Annotated in this window: 12 protein-coding genes; 4 read left to right on the top strand and 8 right to left on the bottom strand. The window is 59.3% G+C overall.

What is annotated here, in order from left to right:
• Positions 1-12: 12 nt before the first annotated feature.
• The 6 genes from AC1ROI_RS09675 to AC1ROI_RS09650 form a co-directional block, all read right to left on the bottom strand.
• Positions 13-1,254, bottom strand: a complete 1,242-nt coding sequence (locus AC1ROI_RS09675; RefSeq protein WP_102595591.1) for an SfnB family sulfur acquisition oxidoreductase — start codon at positions 1,252-1,254, stop codon at positions 13-15.
• A gap of 323 nt (positions 1,255-1,577) precedes the next feature.
• Positions 1,578-2,342, bottom strand: coding sequence for a hypothetical protein (locus tag AC1ROI_RS09670; RefSeq protein WP_102593417.1), 765 nt, complete (start codon positions 2,340-2,342; stop codon positions 1,578-1,580).
• 491 nt (positions 2,343-2,833) lie between these two features.
• Positions 2,834-3,589 carry an L-cystine ABC transporter ATP-binding protein TcyN gene (gene tcyN, locus AC1ROI_RS09665; protein WP_102593418.1) on the bottom strand — a complete coding sequence of 252 codons (756 nt, stop codon included), beginning with the start codon at positions 3,587-3,589 and terminating at the stop codon, positions 2,834-2,836.
• Positions 3,590-3,593: 4 nt separating this feature from the next.
• Positions 3,594-4,259, bottom strand: a complete 666-nt coding sequence (tcyL, locus tag AC1ROI_RS09660; RefSeq protein ID WP_010464804.1) for a cystine ABC transporter permease — start codon at positions 4,257-4,259, stop codon at positions 3,594-3,596.
• The gene (tcyJ, locus tag AC1ROI_RS09655) at positions 4,259-5,059 is read right to left on the bottom strand and encodes a cystine ABC transporter substrate-binding protein (RefSeq protein WP_010464802.1); all 801 of its coding nucleotides are present in this window, start codon (positions 5,057-5,059) and stop codon (positions 4,259-4,261) included. Before tcyJ ends, tcyL begins: the two co-directional genes overlap by 1 nt.
• A 350-nt stretch (positions 5,060-5,409) precedes the next feature.
• Positions 5,410-6,408: a D-cysteine desulfhydrase gene (locus tag AC1ROI_RS09650; protein ID WP_102593419.1), complete on the bottom strand. Its 999-nt coding sequence runs from the start codon at positions 6,406-6,408 to the stop codon at positions 5,410-5,412.
• Between the two features lie 190 nt (positions 6,409-6,598).
• Here AC1ROI_RS09650 and epsC point away from each other — a divergent pair, with 190 nt between their 5' ends.
• Together epsC and betT are read left to right on the top strand one after the other, a co-directional pair.
• A complete protein-coding gene (epsC, locus tag AC1ROI_RS09645) occupies positions 6,599-7,525 on the top strand; it encodes a serine O-acetyltransferase EpsC (RefSeq protein WP_010464798.1) in 927 nt (308 codons plus the stop codon).
• 426 nt (positions 7,526-7,951) lie between these two features.
• Complete coding sequence (gene betT, locus AC1ROI_RS09640) at positions 7,952-9,907, top strand: choline transporter BetT (protein ID WP_167362289.1); 1,956 nt, start codon at positions 7,952-7,954, stop codon at positions 9,905-9,907.
• A gap of 18 nt (positions 9,908-9,925) precedes the next feature.
• On the opposite strand, the gene AC1ROI_RS09635 is transcribed toward betT, so the two are convergent.
• Positions 9,926-10,186 carry a hypothetical protein gene (locus AC1ROI_RS09635; RefSeq protein WP_083375286.1) on the bottom strand — a complete coding sequence of 87 codons (261 nt, stop codon included), beginning with the start codon at positions 10,184-10,186 and terminating at the stop codon, positions 9,926-9,928.
• Between the two features lie 63 nt (positions 10,187-10,249).
• Positions 10,250-10,990 carry an SDR family oxidoreductase gene (locus tag AC1ROI_RS09630; protein ID WP_083375285.1) on the bottom strand — a complete coding sequence of 247 codons (741 nt, stop codon included), beginning with the start codon at positions 10,988-10,990 and terminating at the stop codon, positions 10,250-10,252.
• A 124-nt stretch (positions 10,991-11,114) separates the two neighbouring features.
• On the opposite strand from AC1ROI_RS09630, the gene AC1ROI_RS09625 reads away from it, so the two are divergent.
• Positions 11,115-12,005, top strand: a complete 891-nt coding sequence (locus AC1ROI_RS09625; RefSeq protein WP_077747495.1) for a LysR family transcriptional regulator — start codon at positions 11,115-11,117, stop codon at positions 12,003-12,005.
• A gap of 163 nt (positions 12,006-12,168) precedes the next feature.
• Positions 12,169-13,206, top strand: coding sequence for an L-glyceraldehyde 3-phosphate reductase (gene mgrA, locus AC1ROI_RS09620; RefSeq protein WP_102593420.1), 1,038 nt, complete (start codon positions 12,169-12,171; stop codon positions 13,204-13,206).
• Positions 13,207-13,209 lie beyond the last annotated feature (3 nt).

Raw genomic sequence — 13,209 nt, 5'->3', positions numbered from 1 at the left:
GAGATCTGGTCGTTAAATCCAGGAGTGGCGAGCGGGCAGCGTGCCGTTCAGGTGATAGCTGCCGATGGCGTGGTATTTCCAGCGCACCGGGTCGTGCAGCGTGTGCACGCGGGCGTTGCGCCAGTGGCGGTCGAGATTGAATTCGGCGAGGGTCGCGCGGCTGCCGGCCAGTTCGAAGAGTTTTTCGCTGGCGAGCAGCGAGATCTCGGTGGTCAGCACTTTTGCTTCAGCGACGGCAATCGACGCGCGCGCGGCGGACTCGGCAGTGAGTGGCGTGGCGCTGACCTCATCGAGTACTTGCCCGGCCTTGCGCAGCAGTGCCTCGGCGGCGTGCAGTTCAATTTTCAACTTGCCGATATCGGCGATGACGTAGAGGTCGTCGCTGGCCCGCTCGACCTTGGCGTCGATCCACGGACGGGCACGGGTTTTCACGAACTCGATGGCGTCGTCGATGGCACCGCGAGCGATACCGGCGTCAATGGCCGCTTGAATCAGTTGCGACACGGCACCCTGGATGTTCGGGCTGTCGTTGATCTTCCAGTTGTCTACCACCAGCTCGGCGTCGACCCGCACGTTGTTGAGCAAAATAGTGCCGCTGGCGGTGGTGCGCTGACCGAAGCCTGACCAGTCATCCACAATGCGCAGGCCCGGTGTGCCGCGACGGACGAAGGCCAACACTTGCTTGCCGTCGTCGTTCAGCGCCTTGACCGCCACCCAATGGGCGAACAGTGCGCCGGTGGAGTAAAACTTCTGCCCGCTGATGACAAAACCATCCCCGTCAGCGGTGATCCGCGCTTTGAGTTCGAGGGTGTTTTTGGTGCCGCGCTCCGGCCCGGCATTGCCGATGCGCCAGCCTTCGAGCACGCTTTTGAACAGCTGTTTTTTTTGCGCCTCGGTGGCGCTGCCGAGTACCAGGTGCAGGATGCCGAACTGGTTCTGCGGGATCTGTCCCAGTGCCGGGTCCGCCGCAGAAATGATCGCGAAAACCTCGGCCAGGGTGACGAACGAAACCTGCGGGCCACCGTACTCGCGCGCAATGGAAATGCTGCCCAGGCCGCTGCGGGTGAACTGTTCGATTTGCGACCATGGCAATTTGCGCTGCCGGTCACGTTTGGCCGCTTGCAGGCGGGCGACTTGCGCCAGCTCATGGGCGGCCTTGATGGCTTGTGCGTCGTTGCGCAGGACCTGCGCGGGCAACAACAGGGGGGCGATGTCCAGATCACTCTGAACGATTGCATCTGCAAGACTGGACATCAGTGCCGCTCCTTGGCTGCACGCAATGCCCTGGCGATCTGCACTGGGGTGATTGTGTTCCGGACCATACCTACCTCACATCTCATGGAGTCGCCGCGAGGGTTGCGGCGAACGAAAATCAAGAATGTCCGGTGGTCCGGTGCATATACCCTAAACATGTATAAAAAATTAATAAACTAACTTTTAGCAATATGCATAGAAGGGTGTTGCTTCCCCTGTAGGAGCGAGGCTTGCCCGCGAAGGCGGTGCGTCAGCCAACATCAAAGGCGCCCTACACTCCGCCTTCGCGGGCAAGCCTCGCTCCTACAGAGACGGCGGTGTTTTTACTTTTTGCGCGTTTCGGCGGCTTTCAATTGCTCTTTGAACGGCACTTTCAGATAGGGATTGTTGCAACCGATCTTGAGCCAGCGCGGTGGTGCCCAGCCGGAGTTGTTGCCCACGCGATCGAGGATGCAGTAAGTCACCTCCAGCCGAAGGTCTTCGCCGGCTTCGAGAATGATCGCCGGCGGCACCCAGACCTGAACCGGCTGGCCCACCTCGTCGGCCTTGAGCTGCGGCAGGTCCATGCGCACATCACCCCAGCGCAGGGTGATTTCATCGTCGACGGCCATGTTCAGGTAAGGCTCGATGGTCAACGGCACGCCCCGCTTGATCTGGTTCGGATTGACCCCCTGACGGCGAATGGTTTCGGGGATGCCCACTGGCGCCAGGTGCTCGTTTTCGTGGCCGCACAGCGTGAGTGGCTGACCGCCCGGGCAATCGAGCTTGATCTGTACCCGTGTGGCGAGCGACAGCGCCGGCCCCTGTCCGACTTGCATGACGCGGTAGTGAATGCAGGAGGAGCCATTGGCAATGAAGCTTTGCGGCACACGCAGACTGACGACTTCGCCGACATCGTCGGCCATGAGGACGCGGGAGGCGACGTAGCAGTTGTCCCAGAACAGTTCGATCAGGTCGCCTTCGTCCATGCCGGGGTAGGGGGCCACATCGATCAGCAGATGGGCCGCCGAAGTGACATTGATGCCAGTCTTGTGGGATTGCGCCAGGGTAGGGGCCGCAAGTCCGGATTTATTCGAGGTGCTTGTCATGGGTTTCTCCTTGACGCCTTGCAGCGAAGTCCGTTTCTGAAAAAATCAAAAGGCGTGTATTACCGAGCAACAAAGTTGTTCACTATTTGCAAGTTTCAATAATGGTTTTTAACGATGGTTGACGCCTGCTGGGGACTAGATAAGAGTGCGCCTGAATAGGTGTCAATAGAACTGACTAGTTAAGTAGGGTATTCAGTGCTATTCAGAAAAATCCTACGCCTTGAAGTTAATATGCCGCACCGCTCTGTCGAATTTCGCCGCGTATTTATTGATTTTCGGGCGTGGGTGGCGGCGACGGTGTGCTCATTGATGGCACTGGATCTGGCGGATTTTAGGCGCGTTGAATCTGTTGCAGAACATATATATGTACCGCATGCAGTTGTAAAAATTTATCTATTGTTCGAATGAACGAGAAGAGAGAATCGAGCGATGTGGGTGGCGGGATAAGTTGTCACTTCCATCCATGGAAGTTGGCAAATAGTGAAGCGATATTAAGGGTTGGTGTTATTCAGGAACTTGCTGAGAAACTGCTTCGTCCGTTCTTCTTTCGGGTTGGCAAACAACGCCTTGGCTTCGCCTTGCTCGACGATCACACCCTTGTCAAAAAACACCACACGGTTGGCCACGTCCCGGGCAAAGCCCATTTCGTGGGTAACGATCACCATGGTGCGCTTCTCTTCCGCCAGGCTGCGGATGGTCGCCAGCACTTCACCCACCAGCTCTGGATCAAGCGCTGAAGTGGGTTCATCGAACAGGATCACTTCCGGCTCCATCGCCAGTGCGCGGGCAATTGCCACACGCTGCTGCTGACCACCGGAAAGGCGTCGCGGGTAAGCGTCTTCCTTGCCCGCCAGGCCAACCCTGGCCAACAGCTTTTTACCCAGGGCAACGGCGTCGGCGTGCGGGATCTTCTTCACGATGATCGGGCCTTCGATGACGTTTTCCAGGGCGGTGCGATGGGGGAACAGGTTGAAGTTCTGGAACACGAATCCGACGTGCTGACGCAAGCGCCGCACCAGGGTCTGCTGCTGGTTCAACGGGCGGCTGCCATCGATCTCGATGTCACCGACCTTGATCCGGCCGCTGGTGGGTTCTTCCAGAAAATTCAGGCATCGCAGGAAGGTGGTTTTACCCGAGCCACTAGGCCCGATGATCGCGACGACCTCACCTTCCTTCACTTCCAGATCGATGCCGTTGAGCACCACTTGACCCTTGAACTGCTTTGTCAGTTTTTCCACGACAATCATTGGGTCAGGACTCCTGGTCGTGCCGATTGACCCGCTCTTCCAACTTGTTCTGCAGGTGCGAGAGCACCGTGGCCAGAATCCAGTAGATCAGCGCGGCGGCAAGGTACATGGTGAACACTTCGAAGGTGCGTGCTGTGATCAGCTGCGCCTGGCGGAACAGTTCCGGCACCTGGATGGTGGCGGCCAGCGCGGTGTCCTTGACCAGCGAAATGAAGCTGTTGCCCAGCGGCGGTAATGCGGTGCGCATCGCTTGCGGGATGATGGCCCGGCGAAGGGTTTGCGCACGGGTCATGCCGATGCTGGCGGCAGCTTCCCACTGACCGCGCTCGATGGAGCTGATCGCGGAACGCAGGATTTCACAGGCGTAAGCGGCCATGTTCAGCGAGAAGCCGATCAGGGCCGCCGGCAGCGGATCGAGTTCCATGCCCAATTGCGGCAAGCCGTAATAGATCACGAACAGTTGCACCAGCAACGGCGTGCCGCGAAAGAACGACACGTAGATGCGGGCGATCCAGCTCACCAGCTTGAAGCGCGACAGGCGCATCAGTGCCAGGCCGAAGCCCAGCATGAGGCCGAAGAACATCCCGCCCAGGCTCAAGATGACCGTGTAGTAGGCCCCCTTGAGCAGGAAAGGCAGGGAGTCCAGTGCGAGTTGAAAAGCTTCTTCCATTATTGAGTGACGTCAGCGCTGAAGTATTTTTCCGAAAGCTTTTTCAGCGTACCGTCGGCACGCAGCTTGTCGATGGCTTTGTTCACCGCAGCCAGCAACTCAGGCTCGCCTTTGCGCAGGGCAATACCGGCTTCCTGACGGGAGAACGCTTCGCCGGCGGCGGTGGTGTCCTTGGCTTTCTTGGCGTATTCCAGGGCGGCCAGGCGGTCGATCAGAATGGCGTCGATGCGGCCGACGCGCAGGTCCTGGAACTTGGTCGGATCATCGTCATAGGTCTTGATGATGGCTTTTGGCTGATTGTCTTTGAGCCACTGCTCGTAGTTGGTGCCCAGGCCTACGCCGACTTTCTTGCCGGCCAGATCGGCGGCAGACTTGATGTTCAGCTCCGCGGCCTTCTTGGTCAGCACCAGCGCCTGAATCCCGGAAACGGTGTACGGCTCGGAGAAGTCATACTTCTTCTTGCGCTCTTCGGAGATGGTCACCTGGTTGATCACTGCGTCCAGACGTTTGGATTCCAGCGCCGCGAGGATGCCGTCCCATTTGGTCGGTTGCAGTTTGACCTTCACGCCCAGTTCTTTGGCCAGGGCTTCGGAGAACTCGACTTCGAAACCGGCCAGTTTGCCGTCGGCGTCAACGAAGCTGAACGGTGGGTAAGTGCCTTCCAGACCGACGTTGATCACGCCCGCGTCCTTGATTTTTTGCAGCTGCTCACCGGCAACCGCTTGCCCCAGCAGACCGGCGCTCAGCGCCAGGCCCAGCGAACCGACCAGCAGATTTCGACGTAGTGCGGAAAAATTCATGACAAGCCCCTGTGTTTTCTTATGAAGACGCTTTTAGGAATGTTGGCAAAATCGGGATTTGGACGACTGCAATATCCTGCCCTAAAGCAGCGTATGCGTCTCGCTGCAAATTCGCCTGCGGCGTGACTATATGATGGCGCTTTTAGATAGGAAAATAATAAATATCGTGTTTGTTATTCTTTTATTTCATATGAGATGCGCGCGATTCCCTGTGGCGAGGGAGCTTGCTCCCGCTCGGCTTCGCAGCAGTCGCAAAATCAGTCTCCGCGGTCAACTGAGAAACCGGGGGAACAGGTCTTGGGGGCGCTGCGCACCCCAGCGGTAGCAAGCGCCCTCGCCACAGGAGTACTTCAACTGGTCAGCGAGTCCTTGTAGGCAAACAACGCTGGTGCCCCGCCGGTATGCAGGAAAATGATCGGGCCATCGTTGAACCGTTGACGACCGATGCCATCCAGCAACCCGGCCATGGCCTTACCGGTGTAAACCGGGTCCAGCAGCAACCCTTCCTGACTCGCCACCAGCTTCACCGCCGCCAGCGTCCTGGCATTCGGCTCGCCATACCGCGGGCCAAAATATTCGTCCCACAGTTCGATCTTGAAACCCGCCGGCAGGCTCACGCCCAGCAACTCGGCAGTGCGCTGGGCCAGGCCCTGGACTTTCGGGCGCTGATCTTCATCGCTACGGGAAACCGTGACACCAATCACTGGCAAATCCGGCAGTACTTCACTCAGTGCCAGCGCCAGACCACTGTGGGTCCCGGCACTGCCCGAGGCCAGGACCACGGCGGCGAATTGCAGGCCGGTGTCCTTGATCTGTGCGGCCAGTTCCAGCCCGGCGCGCACATAACCCAAAGCGCCCAGCGCATTGGAGCCACCAATTGGCACCAGATACGGTTTCTTGCCGTTATTGCGTAAACGGTCGGCCAAGGCTTGCAGTTGCTCGTCGGCATTGTCGAGGTTTTCCACCAGCTCGACCTTGGCATCGAACAGGTCGAGCAGCAGCCGATTGCCGTTGCCCAGGTAGTTGGCGTCGTCGGTGCCCAATGGATTTTCCAGCAGCGCGACGCAGCCCAGGCCAAGCTTGGCCGCAATGGCGGCAGTCTGGCGCACGTGGTTGGACTGAAGCGCACCCGCGGTGATCAACGTGTCGGCGCCCTGGGCCAAGGCATCGGCCGCCAGGTATTCGAGTTTGCGCAGCTTGTTGCCGCCCATGGCCAGCGGTGTCAGGTCATCGCGTTTGACGTACAGATCACGGCCGAGCCAGGTCGACAGCCGTTCGAGTTTTTCAAGCGCGGTAGGGTGGCCGAGGAGGTCGAGGCGGTTAAAGCGGGCAAGCTGTTGTTTGATCATGGGTCCGTACTGGCCAAGGAAGATGTCAGGACTATAGGCACGGCTATATGCATGGGCAACCGTCAATCGCTTATAGCCAAAAGAACTGAACACAGCACAATTGGTTCTTAATTCGGCCTCCAGACCTTGCCGTAAAGTAATCGCCGACAACGCGGCCAGACACTCCGGCCGCCCGTAAGGAGTTTTTACCGTGAGCGAGCGTTCCAGCCATTGGCAATTGCAGACCATCGTCAGTCAACTGCGTACTGCGCGGGACCAGTGGCGCGCACAAAACGGCCGAGTCAGCGGCGAGCAGGGCGGTCGCGAATTGCCTTCCCGGGCCGCCATGGCGGAGATACTGGAAGCGCTGTGCGGTGCCTTGTTTCCGATGCGTCTGGGACCGGTGGATTTGCGTGAGGAGAGTGAAGACTTCTACGTCGGGCACACGCTGGACGTCGCGTTGAACGCGTTGCTGGCGCAAGCACGACTCGAACTGCGTTACGCCGCTCGTCACAGCGCCGAAGCTGACACCGAAGTGGAAGCCAAGACTATTGCGATCATTCAGGATTTCGCCCTCGCGTTGCCGGGGCTGCGCAGCTTGCTGGACACCGATGTGCTGGCGGCCTATCACGGTGACCCGGCAGCTCGTAGCGTCGATGAAGTGCTGTTGTGCTATCCCGGGATTCTGGCGGTAATCCACCATCGCCTGGCGCACCATTTGTACCGCTCGGGGCTGCCGCTGCTGGCGCGGATCAGCGCAGAAATCGCCCACTCGGCCACCGGTATCGACATCCATCCTGGGGCGCAGATCGGTCGCAGCTTCTTTATTGATCACGGGACGGGTGTCGTGATCGGCGAGACGGCGATCATTGGTGAACGCGTGCGGATTTATCAAGCCGTGACGTTGGGCGCCAAGCGCTTCCCGTCGGATGAGGACGGCCAGTTGCAAAAGGGCCATCCGCGGCATCCGATCGTTGAGGATGATGTGGTGATCTATGCCGGCGCGACGATTCTGGGGCGGATCACCATTGGCAAGGGCTCGACCATTGGCGGCAACGTCTGGCTGACCCGTAGCGTACCGCCGGGGTGCAACCTGACGCAGGCGAATTTGCAGCACGATGACGGGACGCAGAAGTAAGCTTCGAAATTTCTGCTGACTGCACCGGCCTCATCGCGAGCAGGCTCGCTCCCACAGTGGATAGGTGTTGGACCACAGATTTTGAACGACACATCTCCCTGTGGGAGCGAGCCTGCTCGCGAATGGATTTCAAGGCGCACGGTAATCATGGCATTTAGCTAATTTCCCGCTGAACGAATCCCCCCAATCCCACGTCATACCCATCCTTGAGCTAGCGTACAGAACGTACCGCCGAGCCCTGCGATTAGTCCTTAGCACCCTATTCATGTTTAACTTGAACGCTCATTCAAGTTAAACCGCCGGTTTGCTGCCCGTTCACAACAGGAGGCTTGCCTTGCCGAGTCCGTTATTGATTGCCCTGTTTCACCCCCTTGAGGTGCACCTTTCATGAGTGCATCGTCCCTCCCTCCAAGCGGCCAGGTCCGCATGAATCCGCCGGTGTTTTATTTCGCGGCGACCTTCATTCTGCTGTTCGGCATCGTCGTCATTGCCATGCCTGAACAGGCCGGCGCCTGGCTGCTGGAAGCGCAAAACTGGGCGGCCAATACGGTCGGCTGGTATTACATGCTCGCGATGACGCTGTATCTGGTCTTCGTGGTGGTCACCGCCTTGTCTGGTTACGGCAAGATCAAGCTCGGTGCCGACCACGACGAGCCCGAATTCAGTTACCTGTCCTGGGCCGGCATGCTGTTCGCCGCCGGGATCAGCATCACGCTGTTCTTCTTTTGCGTGTCCGAACCGCTCACTCACCTGGCCCAACCACCGCAAGGCGAGGCCGGCACGGCGGATGCGGCGCGTCAGGCGATGCAGATTCTGTTTCTGCACTGGGGCCTGCACGGCTGGGGCGTGTTCGCCTTTGTCGGCATGGCGCTGGCCTACTTCGCCTACCGCCACAACCTGCCGCTGGCCTTGCGTTCGGCGCTCTATCCGCTGATTGGCAAGCGCATCAACGGCCCGATCGGTTACGCCGTGGACGGCTTCGGCATCATCGCCACGGTGTTCGGCCTCGGCGCCGACATGGGCTTTGGCGTGTTGCACCTCAACTCGGGCCTGGACTACCTGTTCGGCATCGCTCACACCCAGTGGATTCAGGTCGGCCTGATCACGTTGATGATGGGCGCGGCGATCATCGTTGCGGTGTCCGGCGTCGATAAAGGCGTGCGGGTGATGTCCGACATCAACATGCTGCTGGCCTGTGCGCTGTTGCTGTTCGTGTTGTTCGCCGGTCCCACGCAGCACTTGCTCAACACCCTGATCCAGAACATCGGCGACTACCTCGGCGCGTTGCCGATGAAGAGTTTCGACCTGTACGCCTACGACAAACCCAGCGACTGGCTGGGCGGCTGGACCGTGTTCTATTGGGCCTGGTGGATTGCGTGGTCGCCGTTCGTTGGCCTGTTCATCGCACGGATCTCCCGTGGCCGTACCATTCGCGAATTCGTCTTCGGCGTGTTGCTGATTCCGCTCGGTTTCACCCTGGCGTGGATGTCGATCTTCGGCAACAGCGCCATCGACCAGGTCCTGAACCACGGCATGACCGCGCTCGGTATGTCGGCCGTCGACAACCCGTCGATGACCCTCTACCTGCTGCTGGAAACCTACCCGTGGAGCAAAACCGTCATCGCGGTGACGGTGTTCATCAGCTTCGTGTTCTTCGTCACCTCGGCCGACTCCGGCACCGTGGTGCTGTCGACGCTCTCCGCCAAGGGCGGCAACCCGGATGAAGACGGACCGAAATGGCTGCGAGTGTTCTGGGGCGCGATGACCGCGCTGGTGACCAGTGCGTTGCTGTTCTCCGGCAGCATCGATGCGCTGAAGTCAGCGGTGGTGCTGACGTCGTTGCCGTTCTCGATGATCTTGCTGCTGATGATGTGGGGGCTGCACAAGGCGTTCTTTCTGGAGTCGCAGAAGCAGATCGCGCAGCTGCATTCCCTGGCGCCGGTGTCCGGCTCGCGGAGGGGCGGTTGGCGTCAGCGCTTGACCCAGGCCGTGCATTTCCCGTCTCGCGATGAGGTCTATCGCTTCCTCGACACCACGGTGCGCCCGGCGATCGAAGAAGTGAGCGCCGTGTTCGTCGAGAAAGGATTGAACGTGGTCACTCAGCCCGACCCGGCCAACGACAACGTCAGCCTGGAAATCGGACACGGCGAGGAGCATCCGTTTATCTATCAGGTGCAGATGCGCGGCTACTTCACGCCATCGTTTGCCCGTGGTGGCATGGGTTCCAAGGAACTTAACAACCGCCGTTATTACCGGGCCGAGGTGCATTTGAGCGAGGGTAGCCAGGACTACGATCTGGTGGGTTACACCAAGGAGCAGATCATCAACGACATCCTTGATCAGTACGAACGGCATTTGCAGTTCTTGCACTTGGTGCGTTGAACGTAGTGGCGGTGCTGTTCACGTTTCGGTGGTCAACACCATGAACAGCACCAGCGCCGCCACCGGTACACCGAACACGGCGCTGCCAACGACCAGTTCCGTGCTCAACGGCTGGCCGGCATTGACCATGCCGACCGCGCCGTTGATCAGTGTCAGGGCCAGCCACAGGACCACAAAACTGTAGGTCAGGGTCTCGCGGCTGAAGCCGATTTTCTCGCCGATGAACAGCATCAACGCCAGCAGGATCAGGCCGAAGGTGATGATGATCGTGGTGTGCATGATGCATTCCGTCCTTTAGATGTGTGCTGCCCGCGAAGGCGTCTGGCCTGCCTGCAAACCAGCTTAAACCAATCCACCATTCACCCGCAGAATCTGCCCATTGACCCAAGCCGAATCCGGCCCGACCAGAAACGACACCACACGAGCAATGTCCTCCGGCTGACCGAGACGCTCCAGCGGAGGCATCTTGGCGAAGGTCTGGATCTGCTCTTCGCTCTTGCCGTGCAAAAACAATTCGGTCGCTACCGGCCCGGGGGCGACTGCGTTGACGGTGATGTTGCGCCCGCGCATTTCTTTGGCGAATACCTGGGTCAGGGATTCCACGGCCGCTTTGCTGGCGATGTACACCGCGTACCCCGGCAGGTTGAGCCCGACGGTGCTGCTGGAAAAGTTGACGATCCGCCCGCCGCTGTTCAGACGCGTCGCCGCCTCACGCAAGGTGTTGAAGGTGCCGCGCGCATGGATGTTGAAGGTCTGGTCGAACAGTTCGTCTGTGTGTTGCGCCAGCGGCATCACTTTGAGAATGCCGGCGTTGTTGATCAGCACATCGACCTTGCCCAGCTGCGTTTCGGTCTCGTCGAACATCCGGCGTACGTCGTCGGCATTGGCCACATCGGCCTTGATCGCTATGGCTTGATGGCCAGCCTGACGCAACTCCACCACCCGTTTTGAGGCTTCGATGGCGCTGCTGGCGTAGTTGATGGCGACGGCGAACCCTTCGCTGGCCAGTTGTCTGGCGATCACGGCACCGATGCCACGGGAGGCGCCGGTCACGAGGGCAACTTTCGAAGTTTGAGTAGTCATGGCGAACCTTTGAAGGTGTTTGTTGGGGTGAAGCCAGATTCACATGTTTACCGAAGCCGATAAATGCACGAGAGTTGCCTTGACTGTTCAATAATCGCCAACAATCGAGGAGCAGGAGCCGAGCGTGGATCAAGTCAAAGCAATGAAGGTTTTCGTGCGGATCTACGAGCGCAGCAGCTTCACGCTGGCCGCCGAGGACCTGAATCTGCCACGGGCGACGCTGACCCATACGCTGAATCAGTTTGAAGCGTGGCTCGGTACGCGCTTGTTGGAACGCAGCACCCGCAGAGTGCGTCCGACGCTGGACGGCGAGGCCTACTATCAGCGTTGTGTGCACTTGCTGGCGGAACTTGAAGAAGCCGAACTGGCGTTTCGCGGTTGCGCACCCAAAGGCCGCTTGCGCGTCGACTTGCATGGCACCCTGGCCAGGCATTTTGTGATCCCGGCATTGCCACAATTCATGGAGCGTTACCCGGACATCGAGTTGTCCATCAGCGAAGCCGACCGTTTTGTCGACCTGATCGCTGAAGGCGTCGACTGCGTGCTGCGCGCCGGCACCTTGAGTGATTCGGCGCTGATCGGAAAACGTATCGCCAGCCTGCGCCAGATCACCTGCGCCAGCCCCGCCTACCTGCGTCAATACGGTGAACCGAAAAGCCTTGAAGACCTGAAACACCATCGCGCGGTGAACTACGTCTCGCGCACCACCGCCAAGTTGTTCCCCTTCGAATTCATGGTCGATGGCGAGCTGAAAGAAGTCGCTATCGAAGGCGCGGTTTCAGTGTTCGGCGCGGAAATCTACGCGGCGTCGGCAATTGCCGGGCTCGGCCTGATCCAGTGTCCGCATTACCGAATGGAGGCGCAGATTTCCCAAGGCCTGGTGCAAGAAGTCCTCATCGACACGCCGCCACCGTCAATGCCGGTTTCGGTGCTGTACCCCCACAACCGACACATGTCGCCACGGGTTCGGGTGTTTGTGGATTGGTTGGGGGAGCTGTTTACGGGCGCTGTTTGACCTTGCTGTTCTTGATCGTTCCCACGCTCCGCGTCGGAACGATCATCTGTGAAACGTTTCAGCTTTTTCTCGAGTCCGAGGTTTATCGGCGTTTGTCTGGGCGTATGCTGGGCAACTTGCGAAGCAGTCGATACCAACTTCAAGACAGACAAGAGAGGATTCGATGACTTACACCGCTGCCGAAAACCGCTACGACTCTATCCCTTACCGCCGCGTAGGCCGCAGCGGTCTGGTGCTGCCGGCGCTGTCCCTGGGGCTGTGGCACAACTTCGGTGACAGCACGCCGATCGACACTCAGCGCTCGCTGTTGCGCACCGCCTTCGACCTGGGCATCAACCACTTCGACCTGGCCAATAACTATGGCCCGCCGTATGGCAGCGCCGAGATCAACTTCGGTCGTTTGCTGCGTGAAGACTTCAAGCAGTACCGCGACGAGTTGATTATTTCGAGCAAGGCCGGCTGGGACATGTGGCCCGGCCCTTATGGCCAGGGCGGCGGTTCGCGTAAATACGTGCTGGCCAGCCTCGACCAGAGCCTGCAACGCCTGGGCCTGGACTACGTGGACATCTTCTATTCCCATCGCTTCGACCCGGACACGCCGCTGGAAGAAACCGCCAGTGCGTTGGCCACCGCCGTGCAGCAGGGCAAGGCGCTGTACATCGGCATCTCGTCCTATTCCGGGGTGAAAACCCGTGAGATGGCGGCGCTGCTGAAAGAGTGGAAAGTACCGTTGCTGATTCACCAACCAGCCTACAACCTGCTTAATCGCTGGGTTGAAAAGGATCTGCTGGACGTCACCGACGAACTCGGCACTGGCGTGATTGCGTTCACGCCGTTGGCGCAGGGCTTGTTGACCGACAAGTACCTCAATGGCATTCCGAAGGATGCGCGGGTCAATCGCCCGGGCGGTGGTTCTTTGCAGGAATCTCATCTGTCCGAAGCCAACATCGCCCACGTGCGCGGGCTCAACGAAATCGCCAAGCGTCGCGGTCAGAGCCTGGCGCAACTGGCGTTGGCATGGACGCTGCGCGATCCGCGCGTGACCTCGGCACTGATCGGTGCGAGCCGGCCGGAGCAGATTATCGAGAACGTCGGAGCGTTGAAGAATTTGAGTTTCAGCGCGGAAGAACTGGCGGAAATTGACCGGTTTGCCCAGGAAGGCGGGATCAATCTTTGGGAGAAACCTTCGACGGCTGAATAAGTG

The sequence above is a fragment of the Pseudomonas sp. GW823-FHT02C02 genome (assembly GCF_058797635.1).
The sequence above is the reverse complement of the archived record's forward strand: the minus strand, read 5'-3'. Positions and strand labels throughout refer to the sequence as shown.

Bases quoted from the DNA above. Each gene is read 5' to 3' on its own strand.
- tcyJ (WP_010464802.1), bottom strand. From the start codon at position 5,059: ATGAATTTTTCCGCACTACGTCGAAATCTGCTGGTCGGTTCGCTGGGC.
- AC1ROI_RS09630 (WP_083375285.1), bottom strand. From the start codon at position 10,990: ATGACTACTCAAACTTCGAAAGTTGCCCTCGTGACCGGCGCCTCCCGT.
- betT (WP_167362289.1), top strand. From the start codon at position 7,952: ATGAATCCGCCGGTGTTTTATTTCGCGGCGACCTTCATTCTGCTGTTC.
- AC1ROI_RS09650 (WP_102593419.1), bottom strand. From the start codon at position 6,408: ATGATCAAACAACAGCTTGCCCGCTTTAACCGCCTCGACCTCCTCGGC.
- AC1ROI_RS09670 (WP_102593417.1), bottom strand. From the start codon at position 2,342: ATGACAAGCACCTCGAATAAATCCGGACTTGCGGCCCCTACCCTGGCG.
- tcyL (WP_010464804.1), bottom strand. From the start codon at position 4,259: ATGGAAGAAGCTTTTCAACTCGCACTGGACTCCCTGCCTTTCCTGCTC.
- AC1ROI_RS09675 (WP_102595591.1), bottom strand. From the start codon at position 1,254: ATGTCCAGTCTTGCAGATGCAATCGTTCAGAGTGATCTGGACATCGCC.
- tcyN (WP_102593418.1), bottom strand. From the start codon at position 3,589: ATGATTGTCGTGGAAAAACTGACAAAGCAGTTCAAGGGTCAAGTGGTG.
- mgrA (WP_102593420.1), top strand. From the start codon at position 12,169: ATGACTTACACCGCTGCCGAAAACCGCTACGACTCTATCCCTTACCGC.
- AC1ROI_RS09635 (WP_083375286.1), bottom strand. From the start codon at position 10,186: ATGCACACCACGATCATCATCACCTTCGGCCTGATCCTGCTGGCGTTG.